The sequence below is a fragment of the Candidatus Leptovillus gracilis genome, from assembly GCA_016716065.1.
In the GTDB taxonomy this organism is placed as follows: Bacteria; Chloroflexota; Anaerolineae; order Promineifilales; family Promineifilaceae; genus Leptovillus; species Leptovillus gracilis.
Genome location: JADJXA010000010.1, coordinates 138,012 through 160,265 on the forward strand (window position 1 = coordinate 138,012; position 22,254 = coordinate 160,265).

Genomic DNA, 22,254 nt, shown 5'->3' on the forward strand with positions numbered 1-22,254 from the left:
TGGGAGAAGGAATCCCCCCTACTGAAGACACCATGATTCAATCACCACAGGAGGAGCCAACCCTGGGCGAAATACAACGCGCCGATGGGAACAGCTCTAAGAAATCATCCGGGCTGCTCATAGCCGGCGCGGTTGTTTTTGTACTCCTGGTGGTTATTGGTTTGTTTTTGCCCCCCATTTCCCTGGGACAGCGATTGAGCGGCGGTAACAACGAAACGGCCGTCGCCGCCACCAGCCCTGCGGAAACTGCCCAACCGACCAGCCCGGTTATCCCCGGCGAAATTACCCTGACCGTCGCCGACAATGCCAATGTCAACGTCAGCGGCACGACCCTGGCCGATTTCGTGGCCGCCAATGCCAGCGCCGCCATGCCCGGAGAAGCCTCCGTGCAGGGCAACGTCTACGTCTTACAATACGAAGGTGACGCGCCACAGGGCCAGGTCTCGCTCACCATCCCCCCCGGCGTATCGGCTGCGGAAGCCCTGGACCTGTTGGGTTGGGACGGCCGTCAATGGAAATTCATCCCCAGCGAAGTAGACGCGGTTAGCCAACAGATCGTCTCCGTCGCCGATAAACTACCCCAGGCCTACGCCCTGGTTGCCTTTGCTGCTCCGGCGTCGCCAGACCTGGCCGTCTCCGTGCTGCCAGAACAAACCCTGCCGGTAGAGATGCTGCCCATCGTCACTCAGGTGATATTGGGCAAACTGAGTTTGGCCGATGGCGGCGTGCTGGATGGCGCTGCCGCCACTATGCCCACGGGCGCTTACGAGCAGTACGTCAACGCCAGCAACACCGGCGCCATCATCAACCCGGCGGCGTTAACGGCCGTACTCTCCGACGCCACCACCCAAATGAACCACATCAACGCCCTGGTCGCCGCCGCACAGGCGGGTGGCTTCGCCGGCGTCGCCTTGGATTACCAGGAAGTTGGCGACAACAACCGCGACGCCTTCACCCAATTTGTCGCCGCCCTGGCCGATGCCCTACACCAACGCGGCCTCAAACTAGCCATCACCCTGGCTGCGCCACAAAACGTAGGCACTCGCTGGGAAACCGGCGGCCAGGATTGGGCCGCCCTCGGCCAACTGGCCGATAAAATCAACCTCCTGATGCCCCTGGACCCGGCCGCCTACGGTGATGGTGGCGCGGCCGAGCAAATTTTAACCTGGGCCGTGCGCCAGATTGACCGCCACAAGTTGAACATGTTGATCAGCGCCAGCGCCATCAACCGACTGGGTGATTCATTTGTGGAACTACCCAACGACGCTGCCCTGAGTAATTTTGGCGAGCTGTCCTTTATGCAGGGCGGCGCAGAGGTGGAACCGGGAACGGCCGTTGAAGTCGCCCTCTCCGGCACCGCCAGCCCCCTGGAATGGGACGGCGCCAGCCTGACCTACAAATACAGCTACGAAGACAACGGCCAGACCCACAACGTCTGGCTGGCGAACGCCGCCTCGCTGGCCCATCGCCTGAATCTGGCGAAAAAGTTCAACCTGGGTGGTGCGGCCGTGCGCGGCTTAGGTGGAGTGGCCGATGGGCCAGGCTATGCGGCCGCCTTGAACAGCTTTGTCAGCGGCGGTGAAGCGCCGGCCCCGGCCAGCGCGGCCATCGTCTGGACTGTGCGCGACGAAAATGGCAGCGTCATCGCCAGCGGCAGCGGCGAAGACCTGACCTTTGCCTGGGACGGCAGCGAAGCGCCCGGCGTTTACACCATTAACGCCGAATTTGCCCTGGGCGACAACGTCGCCAGCCTGGATGAAGTGAGTGTAGCCGTGGCCGCCCCCGTCGAAGAAACCGTCGTCGAAGAAGCACCGCCGGCCGAAGAAACCACCACAACCACCCCGGTGAACGTCGGTGACGCCGATGCGGTCGTGAAAGCGCCATCCAACGTGCGTCTGGGGCCGGGCGTCAATTATGGCCTCATTGCCAACGGGCTGAATGCCGGTGTACAGGTTAAGCTCATCGGCCGTAACGCCGATTCAAGCTGGCTGAACATTACCATGCCCAGCGGCGAAGATGGCTGGATATTTGCCACCCTGGTTACAGTGAATCCTAATGTCAATGTCGCCAGCCTGCCTGTGGTGGAGGTAGCCGCCCCGGTTGCCAGCGCCCCAACCAACCCAACCAACCCAACCAGCCCGGGCACAACCGCCCCACCGCCTGTTTCTGCACCGCCGGTGGCAGTGGGCAACTTTGAATTAGGTGGGCAAACACATGGCTTTGGCAATCCGCAGCTCATGTCTTCAGCCGGGATGAATTGGGTGAAATTCCAACAAAAATGGGGTCCTGGCGCCAATCCCGGCGACCTGGCCGGCCGCATCAGCAACGCCCATGCCAGTGGCTTCAAAGTGCTGCTGAGCATCCCCGGCAGCCCCTATCCCACCAGCATTGATTTCGCCAGCTACACCGAATATCTGCGCGGTGTGGCGGCGCTTGGCCCGGACGCCATCGAAGTCTGGAACGAAATGAACATTGACTTTGAATGGCCGGTCGGGCAGATTGACCCCGTCAACTATGTCAACAACATGCTTGCTCCGGCCTACAACGCCATCAAAAGCGCCAACCCCAATGTGATGGTCATCAGCGGCGCGCCGGCGCCCACCGGCTTCGACAACGGGACCAACGCCTGGTCGGACAGCCGCTACATGGCCGGCATGGCCGCCGCTGGCGCGGCGCGTTACCTGGACTGCGTCGGCGCACACTTCAACGCCGGGGCGACCTCGCCCAGCGCTGTCACCGGCCATCCGGCCGGCAGTGACCATTACAGTTGGTATCTCATGCCGACCTTGAACATCTACGCGCAGCTTGGCAAGCCAGTTTGCTTCACAGAATTGGGCTACTTGTCTGGCGAAGATTACGGCGGTGTGCCGGCGCGCTTCTCCTGGGCAGCCGGAACCACCGTGTCTCAGCACGCGCAATGGTTGGCCGAGGCGGTAAGTTTGTCGGCCAACAGCGGCAAAGTGCGTATGGTCATCATCTTCAACGTGGACTTTAACCAGTGGGGCGACGACCCGCAAGCGGGTTATGCCATGATTCGGAAAGATGGCAGCTGCCCGGCCTGTGGCACGTTGGCGCAGGTGATGGGACGGTAATGAGCAGTGTTCAGTAACCAGTATTCAGTAGTCAGGGTTCAATCTTCGGTCAGCATGTAAGTTTACTGAACACTGTGTACTGAACGCTGAATACTGAACACAGGGCGCATTTTGGTGAGGTACTGCCGGAATGCGCCCTTTAGTTTGGAGAGGAGAATATGAAGCGATTAATGGTTGGTTTGTTGGTTAGTTTGATGATTGGTCTGTTGGTGGCCTGTGATGGCGGCGCCGCAGAGCCGGTGGTAACTGTGCCGGAGGTTGCGCCGCAGGAAGTGGCGCCAACGGCGATTGTGCCGCTGGAGCAGCCGACGCTGCCACCGCCGGTAATTACCGGTGGTGAAGGGGGAAGTGGGGAAACGGCCGTATCCGAACCCGCCCCCGTCGAAGAACCCGTTGTTCTCGGCCCAACCGTCCCCTGGCCGGCCGACCGCTTTGGCTACGGCATTCAGGTACATGGCAACGCCAGCGTGGGCAACGCCGCCGATACCATGCACGCGGTGCGCAGCCAGCTTGGCCTGGATTGGGTAAAGATGCAGCTCAAATGGCCGGTCATCCACCCCAGCCCTGGCGCCGACCAATGGTTTTTCTATGACAGCGTCATCGAGGAGGCCAACAGAAATGGCCTGAACCTGATGGTCAGCATCGTTGGCGCGCCGGAATGGACCCGCGCCCTGGGTGGCGAAAATGGTCCGCCGGACGATTACAGCCAATACACCACCTTCCTGACTGAACTGCTGACGCGACACCCCGGCCAGATTCAGGCCATCGAAGTGTGGAACGAGCAAAACCTGGACCGCGAATGGACGACGACCAACGGCATCAGCCCGGAGGATTACGTGGTATTTTTGCGCCAGGCGTATGAGACTATCAAAGCGCAAGACCCTGGTATCATCGTCATCAGCGGCGCGTTGTCGCCGACGGGGCCAGGCGACTGGGTGCGTTGGGCCGACGATTTTGAATACATGGACCGGGCGCTGGCCGCTGGAATGCTGAATTATGCTGACTGTGTGGGCGCGCACCACAACGGCTACAACATCCCGCCCGATGCGGCCTATGACCAGACAGGCTCGCTGGCGAAAGCGCAAACGGCCGTTTTCCGCGGCCCCTTCGACAATCCCCATCATTCCTGGAGCCTCAGAACCACCCTGGACACCTATGCGCAAAAAGTGCAAGCCGTAGACCCCAACATGAAGCTGTGCGTCACCGAATTTGGTTGGGCCAGCAGTGAAGGCTACGACGTGTATCCGGTCGGCTTTGAATTTGCTCAAGACAACTCCCTGCAAGAACAGGCTGACTACATCGTCCAGGCTTTCCAGCAAATGAACGACTCCAACGCCGTCTGGCTGGCCTTTTTGTTCAACTTTGACTTTGGCAACAAGGGCAGCGGCCCCGGTGACGACCCGGTTCCTTACAGCATTGTAGACGCCAACGGCGCGCCACGGCCGTCTTATTCAGCCGTATCGGCGATGGAGAAGAAGCCGTAAGCAGTGGTCAGTAATCAGTAGGTGTAACTGAACACTGGACACTGACGACTCAAACACCAAATGCACAAGTTCCTACTTCTGATAGCCGGATTATGGTTGGTGGGCTGCGGCACGGCCGTTATCCCTGCCGCGCCGACCGCCATGCCCACCTCAGCGCCAGCGCCCACCCCAGCGCCAGCGCCTACCCCGCTGCCTACCGCCCTCATGAGCGACGAACCGGTCACACCGTTGTTTGGCTCCCCGGCATACGGCATCCACATCGCTCAATGGTGGCAGCTAGACGCCCTGGACCGCGACCTCAAACTGGCCCAAGAAATGGGCTTCGGTTGGATCAAGCAAGCCTTTTCCTGGCGCGACATCGAAGGCTACGGCAAAGGACAGTACGACTGGTTCCGCCCCGATGTGATCGTTGAATCGGCCGAAAGCGCCGGTTTGCAGCTTGTCGTGCGCATAGACCACCAACCTTTGTGGTCGGTACGCTCGCTGCCCGACGAAAAAATCACCCCCAACCAACCGCCGGTGGACTACCAAGATTTCGCTGACTTTTGCGGCGTGCTGGCCGCCCGTTACCAGGGGCGCATCGCCGCCTACCAAGTATGGAACGAGCCAAACCTGAGCCGTGAATGGGGTGGCGAATCGCCTGACCCAGCCGCCTACACCGAGCTGCTTCGGGTCTGCTATGAAGCCATCAAAGCCGCCGACCCCCAGGCCATCGTCATTTCGGCCGGGCTGGCGCCCACCGGCACGCAGCCGCCGGACGCCATGCCCGACACCGACTTCTTGCAAGGCATGTACGACGCCGGCGCCGCCAGCTACTTCGATGCACTGGGTGTCCATGCCCCTGGCTACAAAGCGCCGCCAGAACTATCGGCCGATGAGGTAGCAGCCAGCTACGACTATGGGCAGGGACGCTGGTTTGCCTTTCGGCGGGTGGAAGATATGCGCGCCATCATGGTTGCCAATGGCGATGGAGCCAAACAGGTGGCTATCATGGAGATGGGCTGGATACTAAACCAGGAGATGCACCCCAGCTATACCTGGCACGGCGTCACAGAAGCCGAGCAGGCGGATTACCTGGTGCGAGCTTACCAATATGCCCAGGAGAACTGGCAGCCCTGGATTGGCCTGATGACCACCATCTACATGGCCGACGCCAACTGGACGCCGGAAGAAAATGAACAGTGGTGGTGGGCCATTGTATTACCGGACGGCACGCCGCGCCTGGCTTATGCCGCGCTGAGCGCGATGCCGAAGTGAGTAGTGTTCAGAAGCCAGTGTTCAGCGCATCACTGAGTACTGAACACTGGACATTCCCACAAGGTTCTTATGCTCTGGTTACTAGCCATTTCCTATTGGATTCATTTGTTGGCGACGGTGGTGTGGTTGGGGGGATTGGCGTTGATGGCGTTGGTGGGCTGGCCGGCTTTGCGCCAGGGTACACTGGCGGATAACCAATGGTTTGCGCTGCAAAAGCGCTTTCTGCCCTGGGCCAATGGCAGCCTGCTGCTGCTGCTGATTACTGGCTTTGTGCAGATGACCAATGATCCCAATTATAACGGCTTCTTGGCGATAGATGGGGTGTGGGCCTGGGCGATGTTGCTGAAACATATCGCCTTTGTGGGCATGGGCTTGTTGACGGCTTATGTGCAGTTTTCGCTGTATCCGGCCATGTCCCGGTTGTCGTTGGTAGCCGACAGCCGACCGCAGCTTGCCGCCGCCGAACAGGAGAAATTGAGGCGCAAAGAGATTCAGTTTTTACGGCTGAATCTGGGGTGTGCAGCGCTGATTTTGCTGTTTACGGCCGTGGCAACGGCCGTCTAGTGGTATTCAGCAACCAGTGTTCAGTAACCAGTATTAGTATTCAGTAACCAGTGTTCAGTCGGCGTAACCTATGTCAGATTCCCACTGAACACCGAACACTGAACACTGTAACCGTGTAAGCATGCCTGTAAGCCATGCCTGCCAAGATTCAGGTAGTAAACATTGTGGCGCATTTGCAATTCTGGAGAAATCAGGGTGCAGGTATCCTTTTTAGACGACGAATTACCTTCCGCGCTGCCCAGGCGCGATTCCCAAACCGGCGATTACAATTTAGCCCAAGCCAGGCAGGCGGCGCCGCGACAACCGGCGCACTGGCTCAAGACGCTGCTTGATTACAGCATCACGCTGCCGGGACTACTGTTTATTTTGCCCTTGCTGCTGCTGTTGGCCGCGCTGATCAAGCTGGATTCGCCCGGCCCGGTAATCCATCGGCGGCTAATGATGGGGCAGCACGGCCGTCCCTTTTATGCCTTCAAATTCCGCACCATGGTCGTCAACGGCGACGCCATCCTCGCCCAGAATCCTCACCTGCAAGCTGAACTGGCGCAAAATTTTAAGCTCAAAAACGACCCCCGCGTCACACGCATCGGCCATTTGCTGCGTAAATACAGCCTGGATGAGCTGCCGCAGCTTTTGAATGTGCTGGCCGGGCAGATGTCGCTGATTGGGCCGCGGTTTGTCACGCCACAAGAAATTGCCAAATACGGGCCGCATGGCGACACTTTGCTGACGGTGCTGCCAGGTCTGACAGGGTTATGGCAGGTAAGCGGCCGTTCCGACACTTCCTACGACGAACGCATTCGCCTGGACATGCTCTACATTCACCACTGGTCGCTGGCCCTGGACCTGAGGATTTTGCTGCGCACGCCGTTGGTGGTGCTACAGGGCAAAGGGGCGTACTAGCGATCAACGGTTAACATCTGCCCGTTAATTTGGTACACTGGACCAGATGATACGGATTGATGGCAGCCAGGGGGAAGGGGGCGGGCAAGTTTTGCGGACTTGCCTTAGTTTGTCGGCGCTGACGGGACGGCCGTTTCACCTGCGCCATATTCGCGCCAATCGCCGCAAGCCCGGCTTGCGCCCGCAGCATCTAACGGCCGTGCGCGCCGCCGCCGCGATCTGCCAGGCCCACGTCAGCGGTGATCACCTCAATGCCTCAACCCTCGAATTTCATCCCCAGGTCCCCCCGACGGCTGGCGCATACACCTTCGACGTGACCCAGGCGGCTCAGGGCGGCTCCGCCGGGGCGGTGACACTGATTTTTCAGGCGGTGTTGTGGCCGCTGCTGTTTGCCGCCGCACCAACCCAACTCACCCTGCGCGGCGGGACCCACGTACCGTTTAGCCCGCCATTCCATTACCTGACCGAGGTATTTGGCCCGGCAGTGGCCCGGCTGGGCGCAGCTTTCAGCGCCAACCTGACGGCCTGGGGCTGGTATCCCATGGGCGGCGGCGAGATGATCGCCATCATCCAGCCCATCCACCAATTAACCACCGCCGACCTGAGCCGGACGGCCGTTGCCCATGCCCGCGTTAGAGGGCTGGCGGCTGTGACCAACCTGCCAGCCGACATTCCGCAGCGGATGGCGCGCCGGGCAGATAATCTGCTGCGCCAGGCGAAGCTGCTTGGGCAGGTAACGGCCGTGCGCGAACGTGGTCTGGGGCCAGGCGCGGGCATCTTCCTATGGCTGCCGCAGGCCGGGTTCAGCAGCCTGGGGCGCAAAGGGCTGCCGGCGGACAAAGTGGCGGAAACGGCCGTTGCCGAATGCCGCGCTTTTATGGACAATGGGGCCGACGTGGACAAACGATTGGCAGACCAACTGCTGCTACCCCTGGCCCTGGCCCACGGGCGTTCCCACTTTACGACCGACCAAATTACCCAACATACCCTGACCAACGTCGCCCTGCTGCGCGACTGGTTAAATGTCTCTATAACCATCGTCGGCGAGCTGAACCAGCCCGGCGCGATCACCATAGAGGGTATTGGTTATATGAGTAGCCGTAATCCGTAAACCGTATTCCGTAGGGTGGCACCTTTGGCAGAGGCTAATAGAAAACGGCTTACGGCTGTGAGGGATATTCATCCTGGCGTTGCGGAGATCACGGAGGAATAAAATGTTTAATCGCCGCACCCTCCCCGCCGCCGTGGTGCAATTTTTAAGAAATCATCACTATGTTTGAACTTGTCTTTCTTGGCACTTCCTCTTCGGCCCCTTCGGTGCAGCGTGGGCTGTCTGGGCACATCATCATGCACCGCCAATATCGCTTTTTGCTGGACTGCGGCGAGGGAACGCAGCGCCAGATTTTGCACAGCGGCCTGGGCTTTAAGCGGTTGAACAAGGTGCTGCTGACCCACAGCCACCTGGACCATATCCTCGGTCTAGGCGGGCTGCTTTCCACCCTCACGCGCTGGGAAAATCTGGAGAGTGTGGATATTTACGGCGGTCGGGCGACGTTGAAGCGCGTTTCCGACTTGCTGTTTAAGGTGGTGTTTCCCGGCGGCCAGACGCCGCTGGAGATTAACCTGATCACACTGGAATCGGGCATTGTCATGGAAGACGATAAGTTTGCCCTGTCGGCGTTTCCGGTGAGCCACCGGGGGCCAGACTGTTTTGGTTTTGTGTTTGCGGAGAAGGAGCGACGGCCGTTTCTGGACGACAAAGCGGCGGCGCTGGGGGTGCCGTCTGGCCCAGAGCGCGGCCGGTTGGTGCGCGGTGAAAGTGTGACATTGGCCAACGGCCGTACCATCCACCCCAGCGACGTGTTGGGCGAGACCATCCCTGGCGTCAAATACGTCCACATCGGCGATGTGGGCCGCACCGATACCCTGCTGGAGATTTGCCGCAACGCCAACACGCTGGTTATCGAATCCACCTATATCGAGGAAGAAGCAGAGATGGCCGCCCAATTCGGCCACATGACAGCCGCCCGCGCCGCTCGCCTGGCCCAAGAGGCCGAGGTGCAAAGCCTGATCCTCACCCATCTCTCGCGCCGTTATTTCGAGCGCGACGTGCGCCGCGAAGCGCAGGCCATCTTCCCCGCCACCTTCGTCGCCCGCGACTTCGACCATTTCCAGATCACCCGCGAAGGGGCGCACCGTTTGCCAAAGAACGAGCAGGGGGAGGTGGGGTGACAGGGTGACAGGACGAGGTTGAATGATGGAAACTGCGGCTGTGGTGATTTGTGGGGCGGGTATTGCCGGGACGGCGGCGGCGTATGCGCTGGCCGTGGGGCATGGCATGAAAAATGTGGCGCTGGTGGATGAACGGCCGCCCTTAACCCTGACCAGCGATAAATCCAGCGAATGTTACCGCAACTGGTGGCCCAGCCAGGTGATGGTGCGTTTTATGAATCGCAGCATTGACCTGCTGGAGAAGCTGGCAGACGAGAGCGATAACTATTTTCACCTGAACCGGCGCGGCTATGTGTACGTGGCCGCCAGCCGGGAAACGGCCGTCTCCCTGCAACAATCCGCCGCCCACATTGCCACCCTGGGCGCGGGCGATTTGCGCATTCACGACGGCCGGGGCACCCTCTACCAACCCGCCGATCCCCACGCCTACCGCCAGCAGCCCACCGGCGCGGATTTGCTGCTGGGCAGCGACCTCATACGCGCCCACTTCCCATTTGTGACGCCAGAAGCAACGGCCGTGCTGCATGTCCGACGCGCCGGTTGGCTAAGCGCGCAGCAGTTGGGCATGTATTTGTGGCAGCAGGCCAGGGAACATGGGGCGAGATTGGTAAACGGCCGTGTCACCCACGTCAGCCAGACCAACGGCGCTGTGAGCGGCGTCCGGGTAGCCGCCGCCGGGCAGACCATCCACCTGTCTACAGGCCGGTTTGTCAACGCTGCCGGTCCTTTTTTGCGCCAGGTGGGGCAAATGGTAGGCGTAGAGTTGCCCATAACCAACGAACTGCACGGCAAAATTGCCCTGGAAGACCCCCTGGGCATTATCCCCCGAGACGCGCCGATGATGATCTACAACGACGCCGTGACGCCGCCCTGGTCGGACGACGAGCGGGCTTACCTGGCGGAACAGGCAGAGACCCGCCACTTGTTGGGCGCGCTGCCGCCGGGGGCGCATTTTCGGCCAGAGGGTGGGCCGGGCAGCCAAACGCTGTTAATGTTGTGGCCCTACCATACGGCCGTGCAAGACACCCCCCGCTGGCCGCTGCAATTCGACCCGGAGTACCCCGACGTGGCCCTACGCGGCCTGGCCTGCCTGGCCCCTGGGCTGGCAGCCTATTTTGAACGTCGGGGCAAGCCGGTGATTGATGGCGGCCATTACACCCGCACGGTGGAAAATCGGCCGTTGATTGGACCGCTGCCGCTGGCCGGGGCTTATGTGGTGGGGGCGTTGTCTGGTTATGGCATTATGGCGGCGCCGGCGGCCGGGGAACTGCTGGCGGCGCATATCACCGACGATTCCCTGCCTGATTATGCGCCAGCCTTCTTGCCGTCGCGCTATGAAGACCCGGCCTATCAGGCGCAGGCGGCGCGTTGGGCGGCTGAGGATGGGCAGTTGTAGGCGTCAAATGTCAGGCGTCAGGCATTAACATTCAAAGCAGGGCGGAGAACATGGATTTACAGGATTTGCGGATGAAGCAGGTCGAGAAGTAAATCCGTAAATCCTGCTAATCCGCTGTCCCTCTAGTGGGCTGTCGGAAAAGTAGAAATGGATACACGGATGACATGGATTTAACGGATTTACACCGATTTTCTGGTGATTTATCCGTAAAAATCCGTCGAATCCGTTCAATCCGTGTACCTATCCTGAGTTCTCCGACAGGCTGTTAGCTGAAACGAAACACCCCCCTGACAAGTGACGCCGGCTGCCTACGTGGTGTCCAAATACATTTCCACCACTTGCAGCAGTTCGGCGGCGCTGTAGGGCTTTTGCAGAAAGGCGGTGGCTGCCAGGCTGGTAAACCGCTTACCGATTTCGGTCTGGCTGTAGCCGGAAGAGAGGATGATTTTGACGCGGGGGTTGCATTGGCGCAGGGCGTGGAACGTTTCTTCGCCGCTCATGCCGGGCATAGATAAATCTAAAATGATTAGCCGGACGCTTTTTTGATTTTCACGGAAGGCGTCCAGACCGGCACGGCCGTTTTCTGCCTCAATCACCCTGACCTGGCGCAGTTCCAGAATATCTACCACCGCCTCGCGGACCAGGGCTTCGTCGTCTATCACCAGGACGGAACCGCGCAAGGGACCGGTATCCACTTTCGGGCTGGCCTGGGTTTTGGCGGAGGGGTGGATAGCGGGGAAGAACAGGCGGAAAGTGGCCCCCTGGCCTGGATGGGTGGACACTTGTAAGCCTGCTTTGTGGCCGCGCAAAATGCCTAAAACGGCCGCCAACCCCAGGCCATGTCCCGTGCTGTGTTTGGTTGTGAAAAAGGGATCGAAGATTTTAGCCAGCGTAGCCGCGTCCATGCCGTGCCCGTCGTCCTGAACTTCCAGGCAAACGTAGCGGCCGGGCGGCAGGGACGAATTGCTGTAAAGGGGGATACGGCCGTTTTCCTCATCCAGGTCCAGGCTGTTGGTACGCACGGTAACAATTCCCGGCCGCTCACCGATGGCTTCAACCGCGTTAATGATCAGATTCATCACCACCTGCTGAATTTGCCCCAGATCGCCTTCGATTGCCGGTAATGGTTCGCTCAAGTCAGAGCGCAAGTCAATGTGCTTGGGAACCGCCACCTGGAACAGGTGTAAATGGTCCTGAATGAGGGCGTTGACCTGGATGGCTCGTTTTTCAAACTGGCCGCGTCCAGAATAGGCCAGGAGCTGCCGGGTAAGGTGGGCGGCGTTTTCAGCCGCTCTGATAGATTTTTCAATGTGGGGGCGGGCGTCGGCATATTCGGGCAGCTTCGCCAGGGCCAGAGTTGCCTGCCCCAACATAGCCACCAGCAAATTGTTAAAATCGTGGGCGACGCCACCGGCCAAAATACCCAGGCTTTCCGTTTTTTGTGTCTGGCGCAGCGTTTCCTCCGCTTGTTTGCGTTCGGTAATGTCGCGGACAATACAAAAAATGAAGGAGGCGCTGTCGGCTTGTGCCAGGGCTGTGGTCAGCTCTACGGGGATGAGACGGCCGTCTCGATGCCTGAACAGGCTCTCGAAGGGGGCGCCATCTGGAGACAATGGTACGGCATTCGCCGCGTCGCTGGCCTGCAAATCGCTAAAACGCATGTGCAACAATGTCGGCAGGTCATAGCCCATCATCTGGCACGCCCGTTGGTTGGCGTCTATGATGTCGTCTGCTGGGGTTAACAAAAAAATAGCGTCGTTGGCTGTCTCAAACAAAGTCTGGTACCGGGCCTGGCTTTCGCGCAACGCGCCCTCGGTTTGCCGATGACGGGTTATATCTTCGCCAATCGCCAAAACCCCCCAGGGTGTACGGTACACCCATGAATGCAGATAGCTGTTATTGATAGGGCCTTCGACCATCTGGTCCTGACCTGTTTGCAAAACATTCAGGTAGGCGGCAAAAGAACGCGAGCGGGTAAAGCTGGGCAGCAGATCAGGCAGCTTGTGGCCCTCCAGATCGGCGATGGGTATTCTTGCCAGCACGCTAAACGCCTGATTGCAATAGAGAATCGTCAGGTCTTCTGTCAGAGCCAGAATAGGGGCGCGTATGCTGTTGAGCAAGAGACGGAGATCGCTCTCGTTGTGGCGCAAAGGTGATCCTGGCAGGTCTTCTTTCATTGCAGAGTCGCAGCAAAAACATTTTGAATAGGACTGAAATGGAACAGCCCCTGGTTTAGTACACCATGTTAGCAAAAACCTGTGGGTTTGTGACTAGGTATTATGTCACCGTGAGTAACGATCGGCGGCAACCCGGTATGGCGCTGAACACGGATTTACAAGATTTGCGGATGAATGTGGATGAAACTGGTCGAGAAGTTAATCCGTAAATCCTGCCAACCGCTGTCGCTCTAATAATCGAGTAGGACTTGAATGGTTTGCGCCGGTTGTTCGGCGATGAGGCGGTAGGCGGCGGCGGCCTGGCTCAGGGGAAAGCGATGGGTGATAAGTTGGGTGATGCGTTGGGCAGGTTGGCAGCGGGCTAATTGGGACCAGGCAATTTGCAGGCGGCGGGCGGAGGTCCAACGGCCGTGCCAGCGCGGCGCAATGTGGCTGACCTGGCTGCTAATAAGCTGCATGTGGCTGCGATGAAAATGGCCGCCTAATTGTAAACTGACCGGCTTTGTACCATACCAGGAACCGATGAGGACACGGCCGTTAAAACCGGTCACCGCCACCGCCTGATCCAACGCCGCCGGATGGCCGGACAGCTCAAACGTCAGGTCGGCGCCGGGGTAAGGGCGATCTTGTTGCAGCGTCGCCAGCAAACTGGCGCTGGCGGCCGGCGCGGCCGGGTCCAGGCTGGCGTGCGCCCCCAGGCGTGTGGACCATTCGCGGCGCAGGGCATGGCGGTCGGCCGTCACCAGGCGGGCCAGGGGCATTTGCGCCAGCAGCGCCGTCGTCAGCAGGCCGACAATGCCCTGGCCAAACACCGCCACCTGCTCGCCGATCATCGGCTGGCCGTCCATGAGGAAGGAGACGGCCGTTTCCATGTTGGGCAAAAAGACGGCCGCTGCTGCATCCAGGCCATTGGGCACGGGGATTAGCTCATCGGGTGCGGCCAGAAAATGGCTCTCGTGGGGGTGGAAGGCAAATACCAGGCGGTCCAACCAGGCGGGGTCTACGGCCGTGCCAGTGGCAACCACCCGCCCCACGGCCGCATAACCATACTTTAGCGGATAGGCAAAAGCGCCGCTCAGGGCGCTGATGGTGGCGTCCAGGGGCACGTCGGCGGGCATCTGGCCGCGATAAACCAGCATTTCCGTGCCAGGGCTGATGGCCGAGACCTCCGAGGCCACCAGCAGTTGGTGCGCCGCGGGGGCGGAGATGGTCTCCTCGCGGACCTCCACCACGTAAGGGGCGGTGAACAACAGCGACTGCCTCTTCATCCGTCCTGCCAATCTATGTCGGCGACCAGCACGATGTCCTGGCCGAGTGTCTGGTAATGGGGGTGGCGCAGATGGGGCGAGGAACGGCCGTTGTGCCAGACCACATTTTCCACGGCGTGCAGCCCACCCACTAGCAGCGGCGCAATCGTCACCGCCACCCGGTCTGCGAGATGCAAATCGAGAAAACTGGTGATGACTCGCGCCCCGCCCTCTACCATTAGCGTTTGCACGCCCCGTTCGGCCAACTGTGCCAGGAGAACGGGCAAATCTACCCGGCCCAGAGGATCGGATGGCAGGGTAAAAAGCTGCGCCCCGGCGGCTTCTAGCGCCTGGCGGCGGGTAGGGTGAGCCTGGGCGGTGGTGGCAATCCAGGGAGGGCAATCCGGGTGGTGGCACAGGAGGTTGGCCGTCAGGGGGAAGCGTAAATGGCTGTCCAGCACAATGGGCTGGGGATTTTTGCCGGGGACCAAACGCACAGTCAGGTGGGGGTCATCGGCCAGGATGGTGTTGATACCCACCAGGATGGCGTCGTGTTGGGCGCGCAGGTGGTGGCAGAAGGCCATAGATTGCGGCCCGCTGAGGGCCAGCGGTTGGCCGCGATAAGCGGTGATGGAGCCGTCCAGGCTTTGGGCGTAGCTGAGGGTGATGAAGGGACGGCCGTTGGGCCGGGCATTGGGGGGCATGGCGGGCAGGGTGGCGGGGGCACGGCCGTTTTGCCCATGCGCTGGCTCCAGATTGAGCAAGTGGCGCATCCGCTGGACTTTTGTTTGCAGGTAGGTCTGGTTTTCCGCCGTCACCTCAGTGGTCAGTGGCACGCGCGCCGTCACCTGGATGCCTTGCTGCTGCAGGCTTTCTATTTTGTCCGGGTTATTGGTGAGCAGCCGCACATTGCGCACGCCTAAGTCGCGCAGAATGAGGCCGGCGATGGTGTACTCACGGCCGTCGGCCTGGTGGCCCAACATCAGATTGGCGTCTACGGTGTCATAGCCCATATCTTGCAGGTTATAGGCGCGCAGCTTTTCGCCCAACCCAATCCCACGCCCCTCCTGGCGCAAATAGATGATAACGCCGCTGCCATTGTCGGCGATGAGGCGCATGGCTCGCTGCAGCTGCGGGCCACAATCGCAGCGCAGCGACCCCAGCACATCGCCGGTGAAACATTCCGAATGGACGCGCACCAAGACGTTATCTTGTCCAGCCACATCGCCCATGATCAAGGCCAGATGCTCCTTTTGGTCCTGACTATTCGCATACAGGCAAAGCTGAAACTGCCCCACATCGGTGGGGATGCGGGCGCAAGCCTGCTGTTGGACGGTCACTTGTGTCATGGTCTCCATCTATCAGGGTAGGGCATTGCCGCCGCGGGTGTTGCCCGGGTCTACCAGGGTGATAAATTCTGGCAGGGTGGTGGCGTGGCGAATACGCATCCGGCTCCATTCGTAGCGGTCGGTAAAGCCCTGCCAGCGGCCACCCTGGGTCGTCACCGCTCCCCAATAACCCACTTCCTGCAAAATAGCCATTGTGGTCTCATCGTAGCGGCCGGATGGGTAACAGAAATAGCGCGGCGTATAACCCAGGTGGGCGGCCAGCGTTTCTTGGGAACCCAACAATTGATAGATGACGAAGTCGCGGCTTTTGCCGCTGAGATCGGGGTGATTGCGGGAGTGGGACTCGATACGCATCCCGGCGGCGGCCATCTCTTTGAGCATATCCCAGGTCATGTAGCCGGGCAGCTCCCGGTCTACAAAATCGGTGATGACAAAAAAGGTGGCGGTGAAGCCGTAGGCTTGCAGGACGGGGAAGGCGTTTTGGTAGTTGTCCAGGTAGCCATCGTCGAAGGTGAGAATGACCGGTTTGTCGGGCAGGGTCAGTTCGTTGACAATAGCCAGCGATAAGTCGTAGAAATCAATCGGGGTGTAGCCATTTGCGGCCAGGTAGGCCATTTGCTGGCGGAACATCTCTGGCTCGGTGGAGAGATCGGTGCGGTAGATGTCGGCGTCGGCTGGGGGGGTGCTGAGGTAGTGGTACATCAGGATGGGCACGCGCAAGGTGCGGCTGTAGATGCCCTGGGGCGTGGGCAAGGCTGGCGGCGGCCCGGCAATGAGCGACGACGCGATTGGCGGCATCGCTGTGGGTGATGCTGTCGGCATCGCTGTCGGCGACAAAGTCGGCGTTTTTATGAGGGATGGTTCCGCCGTCATGGTGGCGATGGGGGAAGGCGGCGCTGTGCTTGGTGCAGGGGGAAGCAGAAGCGGCGTGGGGGAGGGCACGGCCGTTTCCCCGGCGGCGGTTGGCGCGGCGGTGAGCTGCGCCATCGCGCCTTCAGCCGCGCCGGTTTGGGTCTGGCAGGCTGTCAGCAGCAGCCCCGCCGCCAGCAAGCAGAGAAAGAGAAGGGCACGGCCGTTGTGCCATGCCCGGTAAATCGGTGCGACAGCGTCTTGCAATGTTGTGGGCAATATCATAAACAAGCAACGATAACGTACCGGCAAATCAGCGTCAAGAGCCACTCTGGTTTGTCTGCCAAATGTTAAGATTTCACCGGTGTGGAATAGATACCTGACAAGGTGGCAGAGAGGTGTGTGGGCGGTAGGCAGGTGTATATCCTTTTGGTATACTGCTGCCACACTGGTTAGCAGGAAGACCCATGTGACAGAAAATCTTGAAGAATCAGAGTTAATTGAACGGGCCAAAACGGATAAAGAAGCCTTTGGCGTGTTATACGAACGGTATCAGGGCCGAATCTATAATTACGTGTATTACCGGACCGGCAATGCAGCCGACGCGGAGGATTTAACGGCGCGCGTTTTTATGCGGGCGATGGCTCATATTGGGACTTATGAGGACAAAGGGCTGCCATTTTCCGCCTGGTTGTATCGCATTGCCCACAATCTGGTAGCAAATTGGCACCGTGACCGCAGCCGACGGCCGTTAATCGCCTTAGACGACATCGCCCAATGGCACATGGGCGATGCTGATCCTGAATTCACGGCGCAGTTGTCCGAGGATCAAGATGCGCTGCTGCAGGCAATCCGACGCCTGCCGGCCGAACGCCAGGAGATGCTCATTCTAAAATTTGTCGAGCGCCTGCCCAATGCCGAAATTGGCGAAATCATGGGGCGCAGCGAAGGGGCCATTAAATCATTATACCACCGCACCTTGTTGTCCCTGCGTGAAGAGTTTAAGGACCAGCACCCACAGCCAGCAAAACGCCGCGCCCTTTTTAGCCGCCTGCGCTGATCAAAGATCAGACCGGTTTGGCAAGCCATTGAAGTCCAGCAGTTCTCAATTTGTCATGGTGCATGGTAGGGGCGAGACGGCGCGCGCAGAAAACAGCCGCAGCGGACGACTTTTCCCGCGCCGTCTCGCCCCATAGGACCCAAAGAGCGGCGAGACAAGCGGGAGGCAAGGCATTGGTGATTGGCAAAGACGTTGCGCCGCCTGTCCCGCCCCTACGGCTGGATTGCAAATTGAGAACTGCTGATTAAAGCCATTACCAGTTGGCGCTATTACATATCAGATGTAAAATCCCGGAATTATTCATAAAACTCTTAATTTAATATGAAATTGTATATTTTGGATTGCTGCTGAAACGGGATTATGTTAGAATGCCGGGGCGATTGTGGATAAGTTCACAATCATTTAAGGGTCGGAACATGTTCTGATCATTCAGCGGCTTGGGGACGTAATCCATCATGATGCAGTCCATCATTCGGCGCAATTGCAACAGGAGAGGACCTCTTGAACAAATCGGAATCAGCGAGAAACTGGCTTATTATTTTGGCGCTTCTGATCGTGACCGGGGTGGTAACGGCCGTATGGCCTTTATTAAGCCTGAACCTGGGCATCTCCTTTGGTTTTGGTCCCAACCGGCCGTCCGTGGAGCAGCCCGGTATTGTGTTCCCGGTCCCGGCGTTTCTGGTTGAGCAGTTAGGCACACAACTAACGCTGAGCAGTTTCCAGGTATTTGTGGCCTTTGTTGTCATTCTGGTCTCGGTGGTCATCACCACCCTTGTGGTTGGGGCGATTTTGTCCTTTTTGATTCGGGCGTTGTCTAAGTCAGCAACGGCCGTTACCACCGGCGAAACCTACCAAAAAGCGACAGCTTCCCTGGATAAACGACAGCAAGAAAAACTGGCAGCTCATCGCGCCCGCAGCCCTAAGCCAAACGCCCCCGGCGGATACACCTATCAGCTAGACCCTGTTAGCTTTTCTCTGGTTATCCTGCTCTTTGTGGCCCTAGTAGGGACCCTGCTGTATGCTGAATTTGCCCCATCCGGTGAATTTGTCTTGTTTGGGCAGACGTTTTCTACCGCCACACCCATCCTCATCATTCTGTTCGTCATTACCATCCCCATTTTAGCCTGGCGCGTTCGCGGACACCGGCTAACGGCCGTTGCCGAAAAAGACCACGCCCCCATTCCCTGGGACTTCATCGCCGTGTTGGTAGCTGGCTTGCTCATTGTCGGCGTTGGGGTTGGGCTGATGATGTTCCTCAACAACTCTGCCTGACAGCACTGTTCAGTATCCAGTGTTCGGTGTTCGGTATGTGTTTTCAAGGAGTAGAGGCTGCTAAATACGGATCACTGAATACCGGTTAGTGAACACAGAACACTGAATACAGTCTTCTGTTCACCGGTCCTTACCTTCGTCAAAAACCTGGCTGAACTGACGTTTATTGGTTGTTTTAGAAGCAGCGCGGTTTTCACAATCGTTCTGCCTGTCAGAAAAACGCCAACATCTGTCAGTTGATAGGCCTGAATCAAACCAATCACATTTCCAAATTTAGCGCCTGGGAAAAAGCCTCTGATCACCAATCTGAGCGCCCGTTTCCAGGCCGAACAAGCTCAATAGGTCATCCTATTGGTCTGCCTGTTTGCCAAACCGCAAGGTATATTCACATGGGTAAAAGAAAACATTATATCGCAGTCGCGGTCCTGATTGTTTTAACCACGCTCGTTCTCCGCTTTTTTATCTTGGGCCCGCTGTACGTTTTGCCAACCGCCGCCAGCAGCGAGGCCGGCCCCATTGACGCCATGTTCGACGCCCACTTCTGGCTGATCTCCTTTCTGTTTGCCCTGATCATGGTTTTTATGCTCTATTCCGCGGTGGTTTTCCGCCGTAAACCGGGCGATGAAGAAATGGGAACATACGTACACGGCCACACCGGGCTAGAGATTGCCTGGACCTTCATTCCCACCGTGTTCGTCATCGGTTTTGGCATTTGGGGGGCTGTTACTCTCAACGCCCTGACAGCCCCGAACCCCGAAGAAATGACGATTCGCGTCTGGGGGCAGCAGTGGGCCTGGTTGTTTGAATACCCGCAGCAAGAGGGCATCACCGCGCCAGAACTGATTTTACCAATCAATCAACCCATCGTTTTAGAAATGGAATCACGGGATGTTTTGCATTCTTTCTGGATTCCTGAGTTTCGGGTGAAACAAGATTTGCTGCCAGGGCGTAAAACCTTTCTGCGAATCACGGCCACCGAGTTAGGCGACTATAAGCTGCTCTGCGCCGAAATTTGTGGCTTACAGCACACCACCATGGTGGCCGATGTGCGCGTCGTAAGCCAAAGCGAGTTCGTGGCCTGGGCCGACGAGCGCATGGGTGGTCCGGCCTATGCGGAGATGACGCCGGCCGAACGCGGCGAAATCTGGTATACGGAATATGGCTGCCTGGCCTGCCACAGCCTGGATGGCCGGGATATGGCCGGACCAACATGGTTGGGGCTTTATGGTCATGAAGCTCAACTTGCCGATGGCACGGCCGTTCCCGTAGACGACGATTACCTCCGGGAATCTATTGTCAACCCCAACCTTAAGCTAGTCGCCGGTTACAATGCCGACGTCATGCCGCAAAACTTTGGCGAACGCATGGCCGAAAAAGAAGCGCAAATCCTGGCCGCCGAAGGCATAAGCATAGACACCATCGCCGACCTCATCGCCTTCATCCAAACCATCCAGGAATAACAGAGCCAACACCAGGTTCTGGAGGACATTTATGAGAACGTTAGGCATCATCTTTACCTCTGGGTACATACGCGGCCTGATCGGTCAGGCCATCTTTACCTTCGCCGGTATTGGCCTGGTAGGCGGCGTCCGCACGGCTTTAGGGCTAGAGCCGAATGTGGAACCAGGCGTCGTCCTGGGATCTGTTCTGGGCATTATCGGCTTTTTACTCTTTGCCGGCGTCCTCACCGATTGGCTCAAATGGATCGTTGGCAAAAAAACGCCACTGCGGCACGGCACGCCGCCCGGTAAACCAGAATGGTCCCGTTATGTCAATGTAGACTATAACCACAAGGTCATCGGCATCCAATACGGCTTCACCAGCCTGTTTGTCCTGTTGGTGGGTGGCATTTTCGCCCTCACATTCCGGCTGGAACTTTCGCAGCCAGGGGTGCAGTTCCTGGCAAACGACACATACAACACCCTGTTTAGCGCCCACGGCATAGTCATGATCGCCAGCATCCTATTGGGCGTTGGCGCCATGATCAATTACCTGGTTCCCCTGATGATTGGCGCATCGGACATGGCTTTCCCCCGACTCAACGCCTTTAGCTACTGGGTGGGTGTCCCGGCCATTATGCTGATCCTGGCCGGCATGGTTGTGGGGGGATGGGACACCGGTTGGGTGGCGTATCCGCCGCTCAGCTTCCGCGCACCGCTGGGGGTCGTTCTCTTTTTAATGGGCTTCTATTTGAACGGCCTTTCTTCCATTGCCAGCTCCATCAACTTGCTGGTGACAGTTTCCTTTATGCGCGCACCGGGCATGTCCTTGTTCCGTATGCCCATTTTTGTGTGGGCGGCCGTCGCCACCTCCCTCATCCAGTTTACCGCCACCCAAACAGTTGGTGTGGCCCTGACCCTGAATGTGATGGAGCGCGTGGCCGGGCTGACCTTCTTTGATCCGGCCGGCGGCGGCGACCCTGTTTTGTACCAACATCTGTTCTGGTTCTATTCCCATCCGGTGGTATATGTGTTTGTGCTGCCGGGGTTGGGCATCATCAGTGAACTGCTGCCGGTGTTCTCGCGTAAGCCGCTGTTTGGCTACAAATGGATTGCGCTGTCCAGTCTGGGCATTGCCTTTGTCGGCTTCCTGGTGTGGGCGCACCACATGTTCACCTCCGGCATGAACGACGCTCTGCGCATCCCTTTTATGATGGCGACCATGTTTGTGGCGATTCCCACCGGCGTGAAGTTCTTTAGCTGGATAGCCACCATGTGGGAAGGCAAACTGACTTTTGAAACGCCGATGTTGTTTGTGCTGGGCGCGATCTCCGTCTTTTTGATTGGCGGCGTTACCGGTCCGATTTTAGGGACCATCCCTACCGATTTGCACCTGCACGACAGCTATTGGGTGGTGGGCCATTTCCATGCGACGATGTTTGGCGGCTTCGTTTTTCCGTTCTTTGCCGCCATTTATTATTGGTTCCCCAAAATTTCAGGGCGCATGTACAACGAGGCTTTAGGTAAGCTGCATTTCTGGCTGATGGTCCCCGGTTTTTGGGTGATGAGCCTGGGGCAAATGCAAATTGGCTTGTTGGGTATGCGCCGCCGCATCTCCGATTATGATCCGGCTTTGGGCATACAAGGGACGCAGGTACTCATTACTATTGCGGCTCTGGTCATCGGCTGGTCGGTGATTATTATGTTGTATAACCTGATCAGCAGCGCCCGGTCCAGGGAGATGGCGGTTACCAATCCGTGGGGGTCCCGCTCGCCGGAGTGGCAGATTCCTTATCCTGTGCCGGAATTTAACTACGATGCCCCATTTGAGGTGGTCGGCGACCCCTACGATTATGGTCTGGTTGGCTCCAGGTATGTACAGATGCAGCCGGCGCCGGCTCCGGCTGGGGATTAGCCTAACATACTGGCGACT

At 58.6% G+C, this 22,254-nt stretch carries 16 protein-coding genes; 12 read left to right on the top strand and 4 right to left on the bottom strand.

The window, feature by feature from the left end:
- Positions 1-32 precede the first annotated feature (32 nt).
- The 8 genes from IPM39_21015 (at position 33) to IPM39_21050 (ending at position 10,928) form a co-directional block, all read left to right on the top strand.
- Entirely contained in the window at positions 33-3,092 is a 3,060-nt protein-coding gene (locus tag IPM39_21015; GenBank protein MBK8988517.1) for a hypothetical protein, read from the top strand.
- A 158-nt stretch (positions 3,093-3,250) separates the two neighbouring features.
- Positions 3,251-4,576 (top strand): hypothetical protein, encoded by a 1,326-nt coding sequence (locus IPM39_21020; protein ID MBK8988518.1) that lies wholly within the window; start codon positions 3,251-3,253, stop codon positions 4,574-4,576.
- Positions 4,577-4,636: 60 nt separating this feature from the next.
- The gene (locus tag IPM39_21025; protein ID MBK8988519.1) at positions 4,637-5,833 is read left to right on the top strand and encodes a hypothetical protein; all 1,197 of its coding nucleotides are present in this window, start codon (positions 4,637-4,639) and stop codon (positions 5,831-5,833) included.
- A 69-nt stretch (positions 5,834-5,902) separates the two neighbouring features.
- Positions 5,903-6,397, top strand: a complete 495-nt coding sequence (locus tag IPM39_21030; protein MBK8988520.1) for a CopD family protein — start codon at positions 5,903-5,905, stop codon at positions 6,395-6,397.
- Positions 6,398-6,721: 324 nt separating this feature from the next.
- Positions 6,722-7,300 carry a sugar transferase gene (locus tag IPM39_21035; GenBank protein MBK8988521.1) on the top strand — a complete coding sequence of 193 codons (579 nt, stop codon included), beginning with the start codon at positions 6,722-6,724 and terminating at the stop codon, positions 7,298-7,300.
- 46 nt (positions 7,301-7,346) lie between these two features.
- Positions 7,347-8,411: an RNA 3'-phosphate cyclase gene (gene rtcA, locus IPM39_21040; GenBank protein MBK8988522.1), complete on the top strand. Its 1,065-nt coding sequence runs from the start codon at positions 7,347-7,349 to the stop codon at positions 8,409-8,411.
- A 161-nt stretch (positions 8,412-8,572) separates the two neighbouring features.
- Positions 8,573-9,532: a ribonuclease Z gene (locus IPM39_21045; GenBank protein ID MBK8988523.1), complete on the top strand. Its 960-nt coding sequence runs from the start codon at positions 8,573-8,575 to the stop codon at positions 9,530-9,532.
- 22 nt (positions 9,533-9,554) lie between these two features.
- Entirely contained in the window at positions 9,555-10,928 is a 1,374-nt protein-coding gene (locus IPM39_21050) for an FAD-binding oxidoreductase (GenBank protein MBK8988524.1), read from the top strand.
- A gap of 308 nt (positions 10,929-11,236) precedes the next feature.
- Here IPM39_21050 and IPM39_21055 read toward each other — a convergent pair whose 3' ends face one another.
- The 4 genes from IPM39_21055 to IPM39_21070 form a co-directional block, all read right to left on the bottom strand.
- Positions 11,237-13,105, bottom strand: a complete 1,869-nt coding sequence (locus tag IPM39_21055) for a PAS domain S-box protein (GenBank protein ID MBK8988525.1) — start codon at positions 13,103-13,105, stop codon at positions 11,237-11,239.
- Positions 13,106-13,335: 230 nt separating this feature from the next.
- The gene (locus IPM39_21060) at positions 13,336-14,373 is read right to left on the bottom strand and encodes a zinc-binding alcohol dehydrogenase (GenBank protein ID MBK8988526.1); all 1,038 of its coding nucleotides are present in this window, start codon (positions 14,371-14,373) and stop codon (positions 13,336-13,338) included.
- The gene (gene ribA, locus IPM39_21065) at positions 14,370-15,701 is read right to left on the bottom strand and encodes a GTP cyclohydrolase II (GenBank protein MBK8988527.1); all 1,332 of its coding nucleotides are present in this window, start codon (positions 15,699-15,701) and stop codon (positions 14,370-14,372) included. The genes IPM39_21060 and ribA overlap by 4 nt, the downstream gene beginning before the upstream one ends.
- Positions 15,702-15,713: 12 nt before the next feature.
- Positions 15,714-16,835, bottom strand: coding sequence for a polysaccharide deacetylase family protein (locus IPM39_21070; protein MBK8988528.1), 1,122 nt, complete (start codon positions 16,833-16,835; stop codon positions 15,714-15,716).
- Positions 16,836-17,019: 184 nt separating this feature from the next.
- On the opposite strand from IPM39_21070, the gene IPM39_21075 reads away from it, so the two are divergent.
- From IPM39_21075 to IPM39_21090, 4 genes are all read left to right on the top strand, one after another.
- Positions 17,020-17,610, top strand: a complete 591-nt coding sequence (locus IPM39_21075; GenBank protein ID MBK8988529.1) for a sigma-70 family RNA polymerase sigma factor — start codon at positions 17,020-17,022, stop codon at positions 17,608-17,610.
- Positions 17,611-18,111: 501 nt separating this feature from the next.
- Positions 18,112-18,882, top strand: a complete 771-nt coding sequence (locus IPM39_21080; GenBank protein MBK8988530.1) for a hypothetical protein — start codon at positions 18,112-18,114, stop codon at positions 18,880-18,882.
- Between the two features lie 389 nt (positions 18,883-19,271).
- Positions 19,272-20,342 carry a cytochrome c oxidase subunit II gene (gene coxB / locus IPM39_21085; protein MBK8988531.1) on the top strand — a complete coding sequence of 357 codons (1,071 nt, stop codon included), beginning with the start codon at positions 19,272-19,274 and terminating at the stop codon, positions 20,340-20,342.
- A 31-nt stretch (positions 20,343-20,373) separates the two neighbouring features.
- Entirely contained in the window at positions 20,374-22,236 is a 1,863-nt protein-coding gene (locus IPM39_21090) for a cbb3-type cytochrome c oxidase subunit I (GenBank protein MBK8988532.1), read from the top strand.
- The last annotated feature ends 18 nt before the right edge of the window (positions 22,237-22,254 follow it).